The following is an 18808-nucleotide window of genomic DNA, read 5'->3' on the forward strand; positions in this document are numbered from 1 at the left end:
GCGTCAACCGCCTGCCGAGCCAGGGCTTCGGCGCCCTCCTGGTCCCCGGCCTCCTCCCGCATCATGGCCAGGCGGCGCAGGGCGCCAGTGTCACCGGCGTCAACCGCCTGCCGAGCCAGGGCTTCGGCGCCCTCCTGGTCCCCGGCCTCCTCCCGCATCATGGCCAGGCGGCGCAGGGCGCCAGTGTCACCGGTGTCGCCGGTGTCCGCGGGCTGCCGGCAGACGGTTTCGGCGCCCTCCCGGTCTCCGGCCTCCTCCCGCATCTCGGCCAGGCGGCGCAGGGCCTCGGTGTCTCCGGCGTCGGCGGCCTGCCGGGCCAGGATTTCGGCGCCCTCCCGGTCTCCGGCCTCCTCCCGCATCACCGCCAGGCGGCGCAGGGCGAAGGAGCTGCCGGCGTCGGCGGCCTGCCGGGCCAGGATTTCGGCGCCCTCCTGGTCCCCGGCCTCCTCCCGCATCACCGCCAGGCTGAACAGGGTGCCAGTGCTGCCCGCGTCGGCGGCCTGCCGAGCCAGGGCTTCGGCGCCCTCCTGGTCCCCGGCCTCCTCCCGCATCACCGCCAGGCGGAGCAGGGCGAAGGTGTCGCCGGTCTCGGCGGCCTGCCGGTAGACGGTTTCGACGCCCTCCTGGTCCCCGGTCTCCTCTCGCATCTCGGCCAGGTGGCGAAGGGCGAAGGGGCTGCCGGCGTCGGCGGCCTGCCGAGCCAGGGCTTCGGCGCCCTCCCGGTCCCCGGCCTCCTCCCGCATCTCGGCCAGGCGGTACAGGGCGGCGGTGTTGCCGTGGTCGGCGGCCTGTCGGGCCAGGGTTCCGGCGCCTTCCCGGTCCCCGGCCTCCTCCCGCATCACGGCCAGGTGGAGCAGGGCGAAGGTGTCGCCGGTCTCGGCAGCCCGGTGGCGGAGGTGGTGGGCCCACTGCAGGCGATGCCGGACCTGGGCTGCGCGGGTGAGGTTGGCCAGGTCGTCCGGATGGGTGAGGCAGGCGTGGGCGGCATGCCAGAAGGAGGCGGGCGGACACAGCCGCCTACGGGTGGTGCGGCCGTGCTGTTCGAGGTAGTCGGCGAGCCGGAACACCGGTCCCGCCTGCTGTGGGGAGGGCGGGGCTGAGGCTGTGGAGGGGGTGGGTGGGCGTCGTGGGGGTCGGGGGGTGGTGCGGCGCAGTGGGGCTTGTTTGCCGTGGACCTGTTTGGCGAGTTCGGCGAAGGCGGTTTCGGCCCAGTCGTCGGTGAGCTGGTCGTAGTCGGTCTGGCTGAGGTAGTCGATCGCGGCGTCGGTGAGGAAGGCCTGCGGGAGGTGCAGGCCGACGCCGAGGCGGCGTGCGTCCATCGCTGCTTCCAGCAGAGCTTTGGCGGCCGGGCTCGCGTGCTGGTAGCGGGTTAGGAGTTCGGGGGCACCAGCCAGGTCCTGGGTGATGCGCCCGTCGGTGTGGGCGCGGGTGAGGGTGTCGGCCAGCAGCCGGTCACCGCCCTCGGCGAGGGCGGCTGCCGCGGCCAGGGCTGGGGCGTCGAAGGAATCCGGGATGGTCAGGGTGCGGCCGGCGAGCAGTTCCCTTACCCGGCTGTGCGGATCGTCCCCGCCCGGCGCGGGCAGGGTCGTGTATTGGCGGGCGTATTCGGGCCAGAGCGTGCCCAGCACGAGGACCGGCCCGCGCTCCGGGGTGACCAGCAGGTGGTGCACGGCCGCTGCGACCTGCTCACCGGCCGCCCGGTTCCCGAGGTAGTGCTGGGCCTCGTTCAGCCACACCACGGTGCGCGGCTGGACATGGTGTAGGTCCTCCAGGGCGGCCTCGGCCCGGGTCGGGTCGAAGGGATGCCAAAGCCGCCAACCCCGGTCCGCGAGCGGCTGGACGGCCTCCCAGCACGCCCGGGTCTTCCCGGTCGACGAGGCGCCCACCAGGACCACGATCCGGCTGCGGCCGGCCGCCACATCCCGCACCGCCTCGGCCAGCACCCGGTCATGGTCGCGCCGCACATACCCGGACAGCACCCGTACCCCGGGCGCATCCGAGCCGTCAACAATCTTGCTGTGCCCGGCCGGATGGACCTCCAGATCGTGCGGCTCCCACTCCCCGATCAACCTGCCGGGCCCCGGCCGTTCACCGCCCCCTCCCCCGGCCGCGTCCCGCTGCAGCGCCAGTAACTCTTGGACCGGCAGATCGAGCGCGCGGGCCAGCGCCGCCACGGTCTGCGCCGAGGGCACCGGCCCGTCGGCCTGGAAGGCCTCCGACACGGTCGTTCGCCCCAGCCCCGCCCGGCCGGCCAGCAGCGTCTTGTTCAGCCGCATGCGGGCCAGTCCGTCATCCAGTCTCCTGCGCAGTTCGGTGAGTGCCGGATTGTGGCCGTTCTGCTCGTCGCGCACGTGCTCGTCCCCGGGCCGTGATGTGTTCGCCGGTGTTCATCTTCGTCCCGGCGAACCCCAGCGCACACCACTTCTACGACCGTCGACCACGTCAACACCCCATCGTGTAACGGGAGTCTGTCGTGACCGTCGCCGTCGTCCTCCTCGCCACCGCAATCGTGATCGTCGTCGCGCTGCTGGCCGCCGCCGGCGCGGGCAAACTCGCCCGCATGGACGGCGCCACCTACCCCGCCGCCCTCACCCGCGCTGCCGTCACCTTCGCAGCGGTCATCACACTCGCCGCCACCGTAGCCAGCGTCTTCACCACCCTCCTGACCTGATGATCCTGCGACGGCAGGCCACCTACCAGACCGCGCTCAACTACGTGCCAGACGTGCCTGAACATCGCAGACTTGCGCTGACCTGCACGGGAGCCCAAGAGCACGGGATATTCGTCCCTCGATCGAGCCCCAGCGATGGGGCCGGAACCCGTGCGTACTCCAGTTACGTACGTCGCCAGGTGTTGGTCGGCGAGCTCCTTCGCGCGGCGGGGGCGGGACAGCGCGCAGGACTGCGCCGCGGCGAAGCTGATGTGCACGGTGCCGTCGTCGGTGGCGAAGTACACCACGGCCTCGCCGTCCAGGATCACGCCGGGCGGCAGGCTCATGGCGGCCACGCTCAGGTCCATCCAGAGGACGGTGACGTCGCGGCCGGTCCGCGACTGCAGCCGGACGCCGTCCTCGGTGCGCCACAGCACGGTCCGGTGGCCGTCCTTCTCCAGAATTCGATGTGTCTCATGAGACAGGTTGGGAGTTGGCGTCTGAGAACCAGACCTGGCTTCCTGAAGCAAACCGTAGTCGCGGCGATGGCGAGTGAGGCGGGCAGACGTGCCCATGAGGCGCCCGCGACCTGGTGGACCTGCCGGGTGCCGCGGTGGGTGGTGGCCGGCCAGCCTGCCGCGGCTCGAGAACCCGTTCTCCGTCGATATCAACCCCGCCGGACTCGCCTGCCAGTAGCCACCAGAAGCACCGAAGCGTCCCCGGCAGGAAAATTGCTAGAGGTCGCTTGCCTTCTTCAGAGTAGGGACCAGCCCGGGCCTCGCTTCTCCCAGCCGAGCTCATGGGGCAGCCCGATCACTTGTGACGCTTGCGCCATTTACGGATCCCCCAGACAGCCAGTGCGGTGAGGGACGCCGTGAGCAAGCTGGCGGGCAGCTGCGTCAACAACCCTTCGGCTATCAGCTTCATTGCCGTGTTCAGCATCCTGTCCTCCTGAGTGAGGCTTGATCGCTCTCATCCAGGCTCTTCTGCTGGAACGGATCGCTGACATGGCTTGACGCACCCTTACAACTCAACACGCAGACTTACGAGTTCGGACCCTGTACGTTGTCGGTCGGACGAAATCGTACGCTTCTGGACACATGGGGATGGCTCATGGCTCGACTCACACCGCCTGCACTGGCCCCCGGGCCACGCAAGCAGCTGAGCGATGAACTGCATGCGCTCCATCGGCGGGCGGGGTGGCCTTCAGTGCGCGATTTGTCCCGTGCGCTCGGTGACGGAGTGGCCAGTTCGAGCCGGATCCACGACGCCTTCACCAAGCCCCGACTGCCTGCCTGGGGTCTCGTAGAGGTGCTGGTGGAGCATCTGGCGAGCAAAGCACCTGGAATCGGCGTTTCGGCTGAGGTGAAGCGCTTCCATGGTCTTTGGGACGCTGCCGCGGTGGCTGACACTTCTTCACCGGGAGGTGGCGGAGAACAGCGAGCATGTGACCCGGCACAGGATGAGTTGGAACGCCTACCACAAGGGCATGTGCTGCGCAGACTCGTGGAGGACTACCGCGCGGGCCGCCTTCTTACCACCACTGACCTGGACGACATGTTCCCGCTTATCAACGCGCCGACCGAGCTCTTAGGCAACGCGGACCAGTCGATGCTCCGCTTGGACGAGGTTGATGAGCAGGCCGACAAAGCGACGACGGACGGCAAGCTCAGCTCCGAGATGGTGAGCACCTTCGCCAACGAGCAGATCGAGCGGCTCGCGGGAGTGATAGAGAACCTCAGCAGGGGCAGCGTCGACCTCGATGCAGAGAACCAGCACTGGCTCCTTGCCCTCACTCGCTGCATCAGGCACAGTCTCGACGCCATCAGCACCTCTGGCGACCACGACGTCTGGGGCAACGTTGCCGCCTCCCGCTATCTGAAGGAACAGAGCCGCGCCCTCGTGCGTGGGGTGGAGATACGGCGTCTGTTCCTCGTCGACACCCCCGACGAGATCGACGACGAGCTCACGGCACTGTGCACCATCCACCGCATTGTCGGCATCGACGCCCGCTTGGTGGCCCTGTCGGAGCTGCCGGCCTGGGCCCAGCTTGGGTTGAAGCGTGCCTTCATGGTCTTCGACCGGGAAGTGTCCTACGAGATCGACCGGGACTCTAAGGACGCCAAGGTGAACGCCCGGCATGCGTATGTGGATCACCGAATGCGGCAGTTCGCCCGTCTGTGGGAGGCGACGACGAATCTGCCGCACCGGGGCATTCCGAAGGCGGACGGCTAAGTGTTTGCAGGACGGCGCCCCCCAACCTGTTCGCCCCGCCTGCGAGGCATACCTGCCGCCGAGGAAGCCACCGCCCATGCCGAGGCGGAGGCCCAGAAGCGCCGCGGCGTCTTCAGGCACCGCCGGTAGCCGTCCGGTAGCGGCACCAAGCCTCCGCAGAGCCGACTGCAGCGGCAACAGCACCGAGTAGACCGACCCCAAGGCCACTCACGCTGCCTCCAACCCCGGTCCCGCTCGATGAGACAGTTCTAAGACCGTGTCCTATGTGGTGAGGCGGTCGTTGGTCTGGTCATGGGGCGGGGTACGTGGAGTTGGATTGTTCCGGACGGTCTGTGGGAGATCGCGAAGCCGCTGATCCCACCCTCAAGGGTGCGGCCGCAGGGCGGCGGGACACAGGACACGCCTGATGAGACGCTGTTCGCGGCCATCATCTACGTGCTGGTCAGCGGCTGTGCCTGGCGGGCTCTGCCGCCCTGCTTCGGGATATCGAAGTCGACCGCTCACCGCCGGTTCCTCATCTGGTCGCGTGCCGGCGTCTGGGGCCGGCTCCACGAAGCCGTGCTGCACCGGCTCGACGACGCGGGCCTGATCGACGTCACCCGCGTCGTCCTCGACACCGCCCACGTCAGGGCGAAAAAGGGGGCGAACACACAGGTCCGAGCCCCGTGGACCGGGGCAAGCCGGGTTCCAAGATGCACATCTTGTCGGACGCGAACGGACTGCCTCTCCTCGTCGGTGTCTCAGCCGGCAACACCCACGACAGCGAAGGGCTGAAGCCCATGGTCGAGGGTCACCAAACGAGACACGACCCCCACCGTGGCCGATACTTCAAGCCCCAGCGCCTGCATGCGGACAAAGCCTACGACCGCGCCGACCTGCGCAGATGGCTCCGCGGGAAGCGCATCGGAGTACGCATCGCCCGCAAAGGCATCGAGTCCAGCGAACGATTAGGACGACGCCGCTGGGTCATCGAGCGGACGATGTCCTGGCTGTCCGGCTACCGCAGACTCAGCCCCCGATACGAGCGCCACCCACGCAACTACCTGGCCTTTCTCGGCCTCGCCGCAGCCCTCTGCTGCTACAAGCGGCTCCTGAAACTCACCATGTAGGACACGGTCTTAGTGGGCTGTCGGCATGTCAGTTCCTGCCGGTAGCCTGAGAGTTACTTCCGGTGGCGTGCCGGGTGCACGTCGTCCGGACAGGGGCTGGAACACATCGGAGGCTGAGCGGACAGTCGCCTTCCAGGGTCACTACTCCCGCTTCGTCGACACCGCCCAGACATGGCCCTGGTAGCGCAGATGGAGCCCCACGACGTCGCTCCACAGCCGTTGACGAAGCGAAAGACCGGCTGATCCGACGGGCGGTGGAGCTATCAGCGTCCCCTGTCTCCCACGGCTCTGCGATGCCGCCGACGCCGTGGAAGACGAGCACTGCGTCCCGAGGGGCGACGGTCCGGTGGGCCTATGCCAGAACTCACCCGTCGACGGCAAGAACCACCCCGTGCGACCGGGTTTGTGCCAGGCGGCGTTCGGCAGGTTAACGGGGCACTCTGGTGAGGCGATCAGAAGCTTGGGGCCGCGTCTGTTTTCGGTGACGCGGCCCCAAGCAGCGGCTCACACGGTGTTGATCCGCCAGGCGATCATTCCGGACGCTTGAGCGTCGCCCTGGACGTCGATTCGCAGGCCCTTGCTGCCCGTGAAGCGCTCGAAGACTACGGAGCGATCGCAAGGTACGGCCTTTTTTGCTGCAGCCTTGACGGGGGTAAATGCGATTTCCGCACTGCCCTTTCCGGCACAGACTACTGTCAGCTTGTAGGTGCTTCCGGCCGAAAGGTCGGGCTGGGTGTGGATGCCGTCGGAGACACGTTCCACCCCCGACTCAACCATCGACTTGCCCTGCTCAGTGACGGCATCGAGTGCCGTCTTCACCTGTGCGGTGAGCTTCTTGTCTGCCGAGGGCTCTGCGCTGGCATGAGGGGAGGCAGTTGCGGACCGGTCAGGCGAAGGGTCTTTGCCGGACGTGCAAGCCGTCAGGCACAGGACCGGGACCAGTACGGTGCCAAGTAGCCACGCAGGCGTCGGCCTCATGAGGAGGTCTCCCAATATTTCCAGCCCGTTTCCTTGGTCGGGAGTGTCGCGGTGCCGCTCTTGACGAGGGTCGGGCTACCACAGCCGTCACCCCTGCGCCGCCACTTCTTCCACGAGATCTTGTAGCCCCACGAACCGTACTGCAGGTGGCCGTATTTGTGACTGGAGATGTTATGGGAGTAGGTGTGCCCGGTCGTGATCGTCACGCTTCCGGCCACCTTGACGCTGATGCTCGTCTTGGCCTTGGCGAGTACTGCACCCGCCTCAGCTTCCGCGCCGGCTGTGATCTCCATGCCGATGGTGCCGCTCTTGGTGACGCTCACGGTCATGCTGCCGCCGGGGCCGTCCTTGTATTTCGTGCCATTCCACCACGACGGCACGTGGTAATTCTTCTTGGACGTGATCTCGATCCAGGTCTGCGGGCCGTCGCAGTAGTGAGGATTCACCACACCGGTGGCCTCGCCGTCCTCCCAGTCGGCTTGCGCGATGTGTGGAGGCAGGCCGTTCATGATGGCGTCCGTGATGAAGATCCGCCGGAAGTCGTGGGGTGCGAAGGTGAGCGGTCTGCCTGACGTGTCGGTGAGTCCGGATGCCATGAGGGTCTCGTTGAGTGCCTCGCGGATGGTGTGTTGCGAGATCTGGCGGTTCTCTCCGCTGACGTGCCACTGGTAGAGAAGCGGCATCGGCGGGTTCCACGTCCTCTCGTGGGAGTCGTAGCTATGGACGAGAGGGACGGGGCCGTTCGCCGAGCGGACCCGCGAGATGACTGCGCTGAGTACGTCCGCAAGTTCAGGCGTCACCAGCAGAAGCCGCTCTTGATCGTTCTTCGATGGCGCGATCTGGAGAAGCGGAATGACTTCTCCGCTGGTTGGCAGCTTGTAGCTGATGATGCTGTGGTGGCCGATCTCGCCGAGCTCTTCAATCCGGATCCCCGTGTGCCGCAGGATCTCGATCGTTGCCCAGGCCCAGAAGGCTCGCTTCTCCTCTGTTCCCAGGTGGCGCCGACGGCCACCAGCGTCGTAGGCGTTCACGGGCCGGCCGTCGAGCCGAGCGGTCCGGCGCGCGAGAGTGAAGGTCTCGCCCAGCACCGTGATCGTGGCGCCCGGACTGGCGGCGTTCAGAGCGTCCAACCTGGTTCTGGCGTCCTTGAGTCGACGTTCCGCGACGCGGACCAGAGCCGGCAGCACCGGCAAGCGTTCACGAGTCCGCTGGTCCGAGCGGGACTTCTGCTGTTGTCCGAGCTTCCTGGTCGACCACTCGTCTTGGCTGATCGGGACCGGCGCTGCCCAGCGGCCCCACCGTTCAGGCTCCTCAATCGCCCAGTGTGCGATGTCGAGGTAGAACGCTCTGACCATCTGCTTCACCGCCGCGGCGGTCTCCCGCGGTTCGGTGACGAGTGCGGTAGTGCCGTCAGGTTGCCGACGGCGGACCGTCTTCGTGGCGAGCCGGGCTTTCCAGGCGGCGGCGACTTCCTTGTCGAGGCGCAAGGACTCGATCCCCGGATGATGGTGTTCGATGTCGGACCAGAACAGCTTGGCCAGCACCGTCGACAGTTGCCTGAGTGAGCTGTAGTCGATGCTGGGGCGGCGCTCGTTGAGGTAGTCGACGATCAGATCCCGAACCGGTTTGCATTGCAGCTGGTAGCGGTCGACGAGCATGTCGACGCTCACCTGTCCGGCACGGTTGGAGAAGCTGAGCAGACTGCCTGGCGCGTCCGGCGGGAACTGTCCCATTTCCCTGAGCCAGAGGTAGGCGAGCCGCGCATTGCGCGCGGCGGTCTTGCGGGGACCTGCAGCCTGCAACAGGGCCAGGCAGTCTCCGACAGTGATGTCCTGGACCGTGCCGCCGTAAGCCACGATGATCTGGGCGATGGCCAGAAGTGCCGCCGAGGCGGTGCCCATGTCTCCGTCCCCGGGGCAGCCGGCCGCCTCCATGCGAGCGAAGCCTTCGGGGTCCCTGCTGTGCTGAATGGCCGGTCGGGCGAACCTCGACGAATTGGCCATGAGCCATGTGAGACTGGGCCGGATGGCATCAGCGCAGATCAGCGCATGCATCCCCGCCTGAATCGTCGCAGCCGGAGTTTTCCGGCCCAGCGTCCGGGAGTAGGCCTGGACGTGTGCGTACCAGCCCTTCTGCTCCTCGGCCGCAGGGGAGGCCAGCCAGCGCTGCTGCCAGGTGTCGCCCGGAAACATCTCCATCCACCGCAGCAACAGACGGGCGCCGACCATCCGGGTTGACTGACTGCCTTCGGCGCCCGGCAGACGCCGGTCGGGGTGGCGGAGCCAGTCGTGGAGGTCCGCCCGGTTCAGGGAGGTAACCGGCCAATCCGTAGGGCGTGGTCGTGGTGGGAAACGCTGCAGCAGTTTGGCCGCCTCAACGCCGGCCAGGGGGCGAGTGGAGCGGAGATCCTGCTGCGTGTCGGGGACCGCGATGGTCATGGGTGTGCTCCTCCGAACAGGACGTTGAGCGATTCCGTGTTGTAGGCCGGGGCGGTGGGTGCCGGCGGCGGGTTGCGGCGCCGCTGCTCCAAACGTGCGAAGTGAGCGAGACCTGCGGTGATCACTTCGTCTTTGCTCGGGTTGAGGTACTTCTGCAAGGTCGTCTGGTACTTGTGCGCGAGGATGTGCTGCACGTAGACGAGCGACATCTCCGGGTCCTCGGTCATCCGGAACGTCGCGGTATGCCGTAGATCGTGCAAGGTCCAGTTCGAGCCCAGCAGCTCGTTCACGCGGACGAACATCGCCCGAGCCGCGTGGTAGTTCAGCGGGCGCCAAGGCCGCCGCAAGGTCCACCACAGCGGCTCGCCCCGTCCGCGTGGAGCACCCTTGCGCCAAGCGTCCTCCTGGTAGAGCCGCAGCCAGACGAACGCGTCCGGCGACGCCGGCACCTGCTGATAGGCCCGGGTGCCTTTCCGGATGACGCCGATGAGTTGCTGTCCTGGGAAGACGTGGCGCTCGCTGGAGGTGAGGAGCTCGCTGGCGCGGGTGCCGGTGGAGACCCAGAAGGCGAGGAGGGCGCGATCACGGTGCGAGCGCAGCCCGGCAAAAACCTCGGTGTACTTGTCGTCCGGGATCCTGCGCGGCACCCGCTCCGGGACGGAAGGCCGATATCGGCCTTTACGTTCGTTCCTGAACTCATCCATCGGGTTGTGATGAGCGTTCGCCCGGCCCCTCCTCCGGGAGCGGTCCAGAGGAAAGGGGTTGATCAGCAGTGAGCCGGAGTTGCTGTCCAGGTGGAAGTCGTAGAAGGTCCGCAGCACCGTCTCGCAGTGAGCGTTTCTCATCCTGAGCGCCAGGCGATCTCGATGGCGTGAACGGCGGCGACCGCTTGCCGACCTGACGATGACTCAGCCCAGCAGGTCGCGAATCTCCCGGACGAGGTCGATGGAGGCGTCGATCTCCAGTTTGCGGTTGGTGAGGCTCTCGACGTTGATCCCGAAAGGCAGGCCGAGGCGGCGGCAGTACGCGATCAGGGCCCGGGCGTTGAGGAGGCACTGCTCGTACGACGCGGCGAGGGGGTCGCCGCGGGTGATCTCGGCCTGGAGCCATCGCGGGACCTCGATGCCGAGCCAGGTCATGAACTCCAGGGTCTTCACCGACCCGCACGGGGCCAGGGTCAGCACTACCGGCTTCGGGTCCAGGCCCTGGTCGCGGCAGCCGTGGGTGTAGTCGGAGAGCATGTTGCGGGTGTGGTCCAGGTCGTAGCAGACCTGGGAGACGAAGAACTCGCAGCCGGCGTCCTGCTTACGCAGCATGCGTGCGTGCTCCGTCCCCGAGGCGGCGTGCCGTTCGGCGATGACCACGCCGCCCATCCGCGGCGGGAGGGAGAACCCGGCATGCCGGCGGTAGGCCTCGGGAAGGCTCGTCCGGACCACCTGGTGCCCGGAGGCCGCGCCGACCAAGACGGTCAGCACCCGGTCGCGGTCGGCTTGCGACCACCAGCGGTCCAGCTGGTCGCCGGTGTACTTGCCCACGGCACGGTAGACGATCACCGGGCCGGCCCAGTCGGCGAGGTGGCCGTCGAGGAAGTGGGCCGGGTCCATCATCGGCATGAACGGGAACGGTCGCGGGGCCTCGGTCCGGTCGGCCTCGGCGTCCACGTCGTAGAGGATGAGCCCGTCGACCTGCACCGACCGGAGCCGGGTCAGGGCCGCGGCGGCGACGGCGTCGGCCTGCTCTGGGGTGGTGGTCTGCCGTGGCGGGGTCAGGCCGAAGAGCAGGACGCCGTCACGGGTGCGGTCCATGAGCTCGGCGGCTGTCACGGTCTCGGGGGAAGCCATTCGTGCATTATTTCATCCCACGAACGCTTCTGATCTTGTGGTTCGCGGGTGGTGGCGACTGGCGGTCGGGGTCCGTAACGCGGCAGGGCTCCTGGTCGTTGCGCTGGTGATCTCACTCGCCAACGTCTCGACATAGGAGCCCTGTTGGTCCCGTATCGTGCCATGCTCGACGTCCCTCACGAGGTCGTTGAGCACGTTTCCTGGCTCATCTACGCCCGAAGGTGTGAGGTGAGCTCCCGCTGGCGCAAGCTGGGCTGCTTCAGGCAGGCCCTGCTCGTCCCGGTGCACCTGCGCAAGAACGAGACCCTGGCCCAGGTCGCCGCGGGGTTCGGCGTCTCCACCGCCACCGCCGGTCGGTACGTGACTGAGACTGTCGAGATCCTCGCCGAGCGCGCTCCGAGCCTGCACGAGGCTCTGTGCGAGCTGCCACCAGAAGGGTTCGTCATCCTCGACGGCACCCTGATCGCCACGGACCGCATCGCGGCGGATGAGCCGTACTACTCGATGAAGCACCGCCGTCACGGGATGAACGTGCAGGTCGTGGCTGCCCCGGACGGCAGGCCGCTGTGGTTCTCGCGGGCACTGCCCGGCCGCACGCACGACCTGACCGCGGCCCGCGCGCACGGTGTGATCCAGGCATGCCTGTCCCGTCAGCTCCTCGTCTTCGCCGACCGCGCCTACCGCGGAGCTGGTGCCACTATCCGCACCCCTTACTACGGCCGCGACCTGCCCGAGAAGTACGCCCAGTTCAACCGCGACCACACTCGGCTGGGAGAACGCGCCTTCGCCCGCCTCAAGCAATGGCGAATCCTCCGCAAAGCACGCTGCAGCACCAACCGAATCGGCCGCACGGTCGCCGCCGTTCACGCCATCGAGATCGCCTGGCGCTCAGGATGAGAAACCCTCAGTGAGCCTGAGTGCTCTTGGCGTACTTCTTCCCGATCGTAGGCTTGCCGGTCACCAGGTTCGGTGTCCCAGGCTCAGACGTTCCCACCCTGCGAGCCGGCGGCCTCGCTTTCGGCTTACCGCGGTGACGCCAGTGGACCCGCTTCGGCTTGTCCGCCAACTGCATCCACAGCATGAAGTCCCGAGCATCCGTCCGGGGCGCCCGGTCCCACTCCAGATCGAGAGCCCACAGGAACCGCCACCAACGCAGCAGGTCGTTCCCGTACGACCGCAGGGTTGTCGCGGGGGTATGACCGGCGAGCAGGTCCTTGAGATACAACGCCACGGGCTCCACCAGGGATCCTGCGGGATCCATCAGCCGGTACGGCTCCCACGGATTGCCCGTCTCGTGCAGCTTGCCGATCTCGGGCAGCACGAACGCAGATAAGTCCCTTTCGGGACTGCTTGATGCAGACATGCGGGGAAGCTAGCAGACAAGCCTCTGACCTGCGAAAACTTCGCTATTAGTTCAGTCAACACGCCCAGCACTTCCAGGGCGGCCGAGACGAACCGCCGGACGGCGCTGCGTCGGGCTCGCTGGGAGCGCGCCGGACAGACAGCGGGGCCGGTGGCGCGGGCGCTGACGGCATGAGCAACGGAAATGTCACCGCCACGGTATCCAAACGGAGATTCGATTATGAAAGCGTGGAAACGGATCGGATGCGGTCGGATACCGGCGTTCGTATGCCGCGACTCCGGCCGGGACGGCATCGTTGGGCAGCGCGCAGAGGAAGCCGTCCATTGCGGGGACGCCGTGGACGTGAGGGTAGGAGGGGACCAGTGAGCGACCGCAGCTCCATCGAGTGGACCGAGGCGACCTGGAACCCAACGACGGGCTGCGACCGGGTGTCGGCCGGCTGCGACCACTGCTACGCCCTCACGCTGGCGAAGCGGCTGAAGGCGATGGGGTCGGCGAAGTACCAGAACGACGGGGACCCGCGCACCTCGGGGCCGGGGTTCGGGCTGACGCTGCACCCGGAGGCGCTCTCTGTACCGTACGGGTGGAGGAGTCCGCGGACGGTGTTCGTGAACTCCATGAGCGACCTGTTCCACGCGCGGGTGCCACTGGACTACGTGCGGCGGGTCTTCGATGTGATCGCGGACACGCCGCAGCACACATACCAGGTGCTGACCAAGCGGGCGCGGCGGCTGCGGCTGGTCGCCAGCCGCCTCGAGTGGCCGACCAACCTGTGGATGGGTGTGTCGGTGGAGACCGCCAGAGAGCTGCCGCGCGTGGATGACCTGCGGCTCGTTCCGGCGGCCGTCCGGTTCTTGTCGTGTGAACCGCTGCTCGGCCCGCTCACGGATCTGGACCTGACCGGCATCGACTGGGCGATCGTAGGCGGCGAGTCCGGGCCAGGTGCCCGGCCGATGCGTGAGGAGTGGGCCGCCGACATCGTCGAGCGGTGCCGGCGCTCTGGGACCGCGCCGTTCGTCAAGCAGCTCGGCTCCTGCTGGGACAAGACGCACCACAAGGACATCACCCGGTTCCCCACCGCCCTGCGGGTGCGCGAATACCCGAAGGTCAGGGATATCGCTCAGGTTTGACCGGCGGAGCTGGATCAGGCCGCGCCGGGCAGGCTGACCCAGCTCTTGCTGCTCAGCTTGCCCGGCGACTGGACCGCGACGGAGCCGTCCTGCCGCATCTGCCGCACAGCTTTCAGCGCGTGGGTGGGCATCCAGCGGGCGGTCTCGGTCAGCAGCCACTGCCCGACGGTCTCCACCGTCGCCCTGCCGAGCGCGAGACGCTGGGTGACCAGCTCGATCAGCTCCGGGTCGCAGGCGTCGGAGACCTGGAAGATGTCGAGCTGCCCGTCCGGCTTGGCCCCGCGGGTACGGGGATCCTGGAAGCTCTCCCCGTCACGGTCGTCGACCTTCCACATCGCTTCCTTCATGGCCTTCAGCCCCGCGTCACTGCCGGTGCCGAAGACCAGGTACAGAGGCTGGCCAGTGCGGGGCACGAGCCGGAACTGCAGCTGGTAGCTGAACCCGGCCCGCCGCAGCGCGCTGCGGTAGGTGCCCAGCCACGCCCGCCACCGCTCATCGGGCCGGGCCTCGTCCGCGGCCGGCACCCAGTGCTCGCGGCCGCCGAACACCTCGTCGAAGATGTCCGCGTTCAGCTCCTCGCGGCGGCTGAACCAGTTGGGGCCAAACGTGGTGATGACCTCGCTGGAGCGGTTGCGGGCTATCCGCCGGGTCACCTCCAGTGGCACGTTCACGCTGCCCCAGCTGTCGAAGATGCCGAGGATCGGATTACCCCAGGCGCCCAGTTCCGTCAGCACCGGCAGGCTGTCCCGGCCCGCGTCGCCGCGCCGGACCTCTACCCGCACCGGCAGGTCGGCCAGCTTCCCAAAGCGGTCCGTCAGTTCGGCCAGGAGATGTTCGTGGCGGGCCCGGTCCTTCTCGATGAAGACCAGGTGCACCCGGCGCGGGCTGAGGTTCATCCGGTCCACGGCGGTGTGGTGCAGGAGCCGGTCCAGGATGAACACCGGCGAGCCCGGCTCGCCGCCTTCGTAGCGTCCCGGGCCTGCGAACGCGTCCAGCAGCGTCACCCGCGGCCTGCTGTAGTTCGTGCGCTGGGAGGTCTGCAGGAGAATCGGCCACCAGGCGTCCAAGTACCGCTGGTATAGGCGGTGCTTGGCTGCCGTAGCAGGCTCCAACGGCCACAGAACACCCATGCCGGCCCCCCTCGGACAACAGAATGTGGCACCGATTGTCCGCTGAGTACCCGTCAGGCGCCAGAGCGCATGCGGCCGGGATGCCGGGGTGGGTCCGTAACCTCGGTGTCCCGGTGGGCGGCTTCGGGTAGCACCTGTCGGAGCTATCGAGGAGGGGAAGAAAGTGGGCAAGGCGAGTCGCGGCAAGAAGCAGCGAAGCCGGGACAGCTCGATGACATGGAGCGCAACCGGGGCAGCACGTGCCGCACACCGAGCACGAGCCGACAGTTTGCGGCTTCTGCAGCACAACGTATGGGTACGCACAATGATGGCGTCGAACACGGTCAACCGGATGGCGGAGCTGCGCACCGTACTTCATCACAGCAACGTGCCTGAGGAGCACCACGAGAACTTAGCGTTCGCGATGATGCTCGGAAAGCAGGGGAGAAGGCCGCCATGGCCGTCAAGCCCCGCCGAGGCGGCGCAGTGGCAGGTCCAGCAGGTCTTGAAGCTTCTTGATGGCGCTGAGGTCCTCATCATCTCGCCAGCCGCCCACGCGGCCGTCATGGCGGCGGCCGCCACCCTGGAACCCGCCGACGTCGGCACGCTCGATAAAGACCGGGACATTCCCATTCGGACAGGCCTGCTGGTGCTGCCGGAACCCGTGGTCGTGGAGAACCGGGGTGGCTCCGTTTCCGACATCCGTGCCTTCGGTTGGCAGTTCGTCACTCAGCATCAGGTCCTGCCGGACGCCCAGTACCCCGGGGTCCAGCTCACGTGTTTCATGGATCGCGACGGCCCCGTACAGCCGCAGTCCTGGCGCCTCGCCGTCGCCCAGGCCCGCGCCTCCGGATCGCCGCTGCCTCCACTCGTCCCAGACGGCATCTACGGACTGCGAGCCGACGCTGCACTCACCGCTGAGAGCAACGAACAGCACGCCGATATCTCCGAGGAGCACCGCAGGCTGAACACCGTCCTGAACCAGGTCGCCGAACACAGAGCTCTGCCGGCGGAGGAAGGGCAGTGGGACGGCGGCCGGATCAAGGACACCTACGACGACTTCGCCGCCCGCTACGCGTTTGCGTTCTGGCGGCTCGCCGCCCAAGGCGTCACCGTGCTCGGCGCCCCGCGCGAGGCCGCCGAGAGCGGACCACCACACCAGGCCCGGGCTCAGCCGGCGGACCCGGACGTGCGCGTCATCCGCCTCGCCAATCAGGTGCCCGCGCAGCGTTCGGCGGCGGATGATGGCGCGAGCCGGATCTACCACCACCGGTGGACCGTCCGGATGCATAAAGTCCGCCAGTGGTACCCCAGCGCCCAGGGACACCGGGTGATCTGGCGCGGCCCCTACATCAAAGGCCCAGCTGACGCGCCTTTCATGGTGGGCGAGAAGGCATACACCGTGACCTGACACCAGTCACGGCTCGACGCTCACAGGCCGGGGGCAGACCCGCCACCTTTAGGCAAGTTGTTCGCGCGCAGCTCGACACCGGCCACTGTGGGGCCGAGGCGTCGAAGGCCGGGCAGACGCCTGACGGTCGTTGCGCGATCTGCCCTCGATTCAAAGTCTGACGAGGCGGTTCGGTGAGGTGCCCGGCTCGGTACGCTTTGCTGGCATAGGGACATGGGGGCTGGCCGCCTTGCGGGGGGATGACATGTTGGATCAGGCGTTGGTTGTTCTGGCTTCGGCGTTCGGGGCGGCGGTGGCTTCGGCGGCCGGCACCGAGGTGTGGTCGGGATTCCGGGACCGGGTGGCTCTGATCTTTGGCCGCCGGGACGCGCGGGAAACCCAGGTGGTCCTGGAGCGATTGGACCGGTCGGCCCTCGAACTGGACGGCGCCGACCCCGGTGGCGCCGACCAGGTCCGTACCCGGCTGGAGGCATCCTGGCAGGCCCGGTGCGAGGACCTACTGGAGAGTCTGGGCGAGGCGGACCGCGAGGAAGCCGCCGGGCAACTGCGCGAACTGGTGGCCCGGCAGGCCGCCGGCGGAGTCACGGCCGGGGACGACGGCATCGCCATCGGCGGCAACGCCGACATCAAGGCCGACCGCGGGTCGGCGGCCGCCCTGCGCATGGGCGACGTGACCCTAGGAAACCCTCCGATGCCGGGTCCGGAGCAGCGCTGACCGCACCCGGCGCCAGTCAGGCCCCGCACATCTCAGCGCAGACATCGCTGTACGCGCAGTCCGGCGCCCTGGTGGTCGGCCGCGCCGATTCGGTGACGCACCATGCCGCGCCGCGGGCGCCGCTCTCCTGGCCGCGGCTGGTCGGCGTGGTCCCGCGGCAGGCGGACTGTTTCCAGCACCGCGATGCCGTCGATGCCTTGGAGCGAGCGGTGGCCGGGGGTGGGACGGCGGTGCTGTGCCAGGTGCTGTCCGGGACCGGTGGGGTCGGCAAGACTCAGCTCGCCGCCCACCACGCCCGCACCGCGTGGCAGGCCGGGGCGGTGGACTTGCTGGTGTGGGTCACCGCGACCAGCAGGGACGCGGTCCTGAGCGCTTACGCCGAGGCCGCTGTCACGGTGACCGACCCCGACGACCCTCAATGCGCCGGACTCGACGACCCTGAGCGGGCCGCCGTCCGCTTCCTGACCTGGGCCCAGTCCACCGACCGGCGATGGCTGATCGTGCTCGACGATGTGAGTGACCCCACGCACCTGAGTGGCACGGACGGACGGCGTGACCTGTGGCCGCCCGCGCGCCCGAACGGCCGCACCGTGGTCACCACCCGCCGCCGCGACGCCGCCCTGCCCGGCCACCTCATCGACGTCGGCCTGTTCACCAAGGGCGAGGCCGTCGGCTACCTGAGGGCCAAACTCGCCGCCCGACGCCGCCACGACGACCCCGGGCAGGTCGAGGAACTCGCCCGCGACCTGGGCCATCTGCCCCTGGCCCTCTCCCAGGCCGCCGCCTATCTCATCGACTCCGGCCTGGGCGCCGCCGCCTACCGTTCTCTGCTGGCCGACCGCGCCCGTACGCTGCCCGACCTGTTCCGCGAGGACAGCGGCCTCCCCGACGCCTACCGCGACACGGTGGCCGCCACCTGGTCTCTGTCCATCGAACACGCCGACCGGCTCCGCCCGGAGGGCCTGGCACGCCCCATGCTCCAACTGGCCGCCATGCTCGACGCCAACGGCATCCCCCAGACCGTCCTGACCAGCGAGCCTGCCATCACTCACCTCCACACCCGTCGCACCCCTACCCACAAGGACGGGGCCGAGGAACCGGAGCAGGTCACAGCCGAGGACGCCTACCTTGCTCTGCGAGCCCTGTACCGCCTCAGCCTGATCGACCACACCCCCGACACCACACATCAGGAGGTACGCGTCCATCAGCTCATCCAGCGCGCCACCCGCGACGCCCTGGCTCCCGAGGCTTTTGACCAGCTGGCCCGTACCGCCGCCGACGCCCTCATGGCCTCCTGGCCTGATGTCGAACGCGAAGCTGCCCTCAGTCAGGGTTTGCGCGCCAACACCACTGCTCTCACCCGCAATGCTGAAGTCGCTCTCTTCCGGCCTGTACCGCACGCGGTGCTGTATCGAGCGGGCAAGAGCCTTGCCGACTCCAACCAAGGTGCCGCTGCTCGTGACTACTTCGACAGCCTCGCTGCCGCAGCATGCCGCCGCCTTGGATCGGACGACCCGTACACTCTTGCCACCCGGCATAACCTGGCCCACTGCCAGGGCGCGGCAGGAGACCCTCGAAGGGCCGTTGCCGCGTTTGCTGAGCTGTTGCCCGACTACGTAAGCGTCCTGGGCCCGGACGATCTGGCCACTCTCGCTTGTCGGCATAGCCTTGCCCACTGGCAGGGCGAGGCGGGCGACCCCTCCGGGGCCGCGGCAGCGTTCGCTGAGCTGCTGCACGACTACGAGCGTGTCCTGGGCCCGGATCACCCCGACACCCTCGGCGTCCGCTTCCAGTCCGCCCACTGGCAGGGCCAGGCCGGCGACCCCTCC

The 18808-nt window shown here is 68.1% G+C and carries 16 protein-coding genes; 8 read left to right on the top strand and 8 right to left on the bottom strand.

The genetic code is table 11. The features are described 5' to 3' along the window. Positions 1-2351: hypothetical protein (locus ACZ7L0_RS27880; RefSeq protein WP_471245300.1), on the bottom strand; the 2351-nt coding region annotated here is incomplete at its 3' end. A 122-nt stretch (positions 2352-2473) separates the two neighbouring features. On the opposite strand from ACZ7L0_RS27880, the gene ACZ7L0_RS27885 reads away from it, so the two are divergent. Further along, positions 2474-2671 (top strand): hypothetical protein, encoded by a 198-nt coding sequence (locus ACZ7L0_RS27885; RefSeq protein ID WP_351418439.1) that lies wholly within the window; start codon positions 2474-2476, stop codon positions 2669-2671. A 792-nt stretch (positions 2672-3463) separates the two neighbouring features. On the opposite strand, the gene ACZ7L0_RS27890 is transcribed toward ACZ7L0_RS27885, so the two are convergent. Beyond that, entirely contained in the window at positions 3464-3592 is a 129-nt protein-coding gene (locus tag ACZ7L0_RS27890; RefSeq protein WP_471245301.1) for a hypothetical protein, read from the bottom strand. Positions 3593-3859: 267 nt separating this feature from the next. Between ACZ7L0_RS27890 and ACZ7L0_RS27895 the strand changes: the two genes are divergently transcribed. Then, positions 3860-4885 (top strand): hypothetical protein, encoded by a 1026-nt coding sequence (locus ACZ7L0_RS27895; protein ID WP_471245302.1) that lies wholly within the window; start codon positions 3860-3862, stop codon positions 4883-4885. A gap of 291 nt (positions 4886-5176) precedes the next feature. Next, a protein-coding gene (locus ACZ7L0_RS27900) for an IS5 family transposase (protein WP_471245303.1) occupies positions 5177-5994 on the top strand; the annotation gives its coding sequence in 2 pieces (ribosomal slippage) (positions 5177-5519 and positions 5519-5994; 819 coding nt in all). 504 nt (positions 5995-6498) lie between these two features. Here ACZ7L0_RS27900 and ACZ7L0_RS27905 read toward each other — a convergent pair. The 4 genes from ACZ7L0_RS27905 to ACZ7L0_RS27920 form a co-directional block, all read right to left on the bottom strand. Then, the gene (locus ACZ7L0_RS27905; protein WP_471245304.1) at positions 6499-6813 is read right to left on the bottom strand and encodes a hypothetical protein; all 315 of its coding nucleotides are present in this window, start codon (positions 6811-6813) and stop codon (positions 6499-6501) included. A 155-nt stretch (positions 6814-6968) separates the two neighbouring features. Beyond that, the gene (locus ACZ7L0_RS27910) at positions 6969-9410 is read right to left on the bottom strand and encodes a site-specific integrase (RefSeq protein ID WP_471245305.1); all 2442 of its coding nucleotides are present in this window, start codon (positions 9408-9410) and stop codon (positions 6969-6971) included. After that, complete coding sequence (locus tag ACZ7L0_RS27915) at positions 9407-10231, bottom strand: tyrosine-type recombinase/integrase (RefSeq protein ID WP_471245306.1); 825 nt, start codon at positions 10229-10231, stop codon at positions 9407-9409. Before ACZ7L0_RS27915 ends, ACZ7L0_RS27910 begins: the two co-directional genes overlap by 4 nt. Positions 10232-10318: 87 nt before the next feature. After that, on the bottom strand, positions 10319-11251 hold the full coding sequence (locus tag ACZ7L0_RS27920; RefSeq protein WP_471245307.1) for a methylenetetrahydrofolate reductase: 933 nt from the start codon (positions 11249-11251) through the stop codon (positions 10319-10321). A gap of 162 nt (positions 11252-11413) precedes the next feature. Between ACZ7L0_RS27920 and ACZ7L0_RS27925 the strand changes: the two genes are divergently transcribed. After that, the gene (locus ACZ7L0_RS27925) at positions 11414-12148 is read left to right on the top strand and encodes a transposase family protein (protein ID WP_471245308.1); all 735 of its coding nucleotides are present in this window, start codon (positions 11414-11416) and stop codon (positions 12146-12148) included. A gap of 7 nt (positions 12149-12155) precedes the next feature. Here the strand turns inward: ACZ7L0_RS27925 and ACZ7L0_RS27930 are convergent, their stop codons facing one another. Beyond that, a complete protein-coding gene (locus ACZ7L0_RS27930) occupies positions 12156-12572 on the bottom strand; it encodes a hypothetical protein (protein WP_471245309.1) in 417 nt (138 codons plus the stop codon). Between the two features lie 404 nt (positions 12573-12976). Between ACZ7L0_RS27930 and ACZ7L0_RS27935 the strand changes: the two genes are divergently transcribed. Continuing rightward, on the top strand, positions 12977-13744 hold the full coding sequence (locus ACZ7L0_RS27935) for a DUF5131 family protein (protein ID WP_471245310.1): 768 nt from the start codon (positions 12977-12979) through the stop codon (positions 13742-13744). Positions 13745-13758: 14 nt separating this feature from the next. Here the strand turns inward: ACZ7L0_RS27935 and ACZ7L0_RS27940 are convergent, their stop codons facing one another. Further along, positions 13759-14874 (bottom strand): three-Cys-motif partner protein TcmP, encoded by a 1116-nt coding sequence (locus tag ACZ7L0_RS27940; RefSeq protein WP_471245311.1) that lies wholly within the window; start codon positions 14872-14874, stop codon positions 13759-13761. Positions 14875-15205: 331 nt separating this feature from the next. Between ACZ7L0_RS27940 and ACZ7L0_RS27945 the strand changes: the two genes are divergently transcribed. The 3 genes from ACZ7L0_RS27945 to ACZ7L0_RS27955 form a co-directional block, all read left to right on the top strand. Beyond that, on the top strand, positions 15206-16264 hold the full coding sequence (locus ACZ7L0_RS27945; RefSeq protein WP_471245312.1) for a hypothetical protein: 1059 nt from the start codon (positions 15206-15208) through the stop codon (positions 16262-16264). Between the two features lie 340 nt (positions 16265-16604). Next, positions 16605-16979: a hypothetical protein gene (locus ACZ7L0_RS27950; RefSeq protein WP_471245313.1), complete on the top strand. Its 375-nt coding sequence runs from the start codon at positions 16605-16607 to the stop codon at positions 16977-16979. A 92-nt stretch (positions 16980-17071) separates the two neighbouring features. After that, positions 17072-18808: tetratricopeptide repeat protein (locus ACZ7L0_RS27955; RefSeq protein ID WP_471245314.1), on the top strand; the 1737-nt coding region annotated here is incomplete at its 3' end.

The sequence above is a fragment of the Streptomyces sp. NPDC039424 genome, assembly GCF_055639495.1.

Coding starts and splice junctions, on each gene's coding strand:
- ACZ7L0_RS27890 (WP_471245301.1), bottom strand. CDS start 3,592: ATGCTGAACACGGCAATGAAGCTGATAGCCGAAGGGTTGTTGACGCAG.
- ACZ7L0_RS27910 (WP_471245305.1), bottom strand. CDS start 9,410: ATGACCATCGCGGTCCCCGACACGCAGCAGGATCTCCGCTCCACTCGC.
- ACZ7L0_RS27920 (WP_471245307.1), bottom strand. CDS start 11,251: ATGGCTTCCCCCGAGACCGTGACAGCCGCCGAGCTCATGGACCGCACC.
- ACZ7L0_RS27925 (WP_471245308.1), top strand. CDS start 11,414: ATGCTCGACGTCCCTCACGAGGTCGTTGAGCACGTTTCCTGGCTCATC.
- ACZ7L0_RS27940 (WP_471245311.1), bottom strand. CDS start 14,874: ATGGGTGTTCTGTGGCCGTTGGAGCCTGCTACGGCAGCCAAGCACCGC.
- ACZ7L0_RS27945 (WP_471245312.1), top strand. CDS start 15,206: ATGGCGGAGCTGCGCACCGTACTTCATCACAGCAACGTGCCTGAGGAG.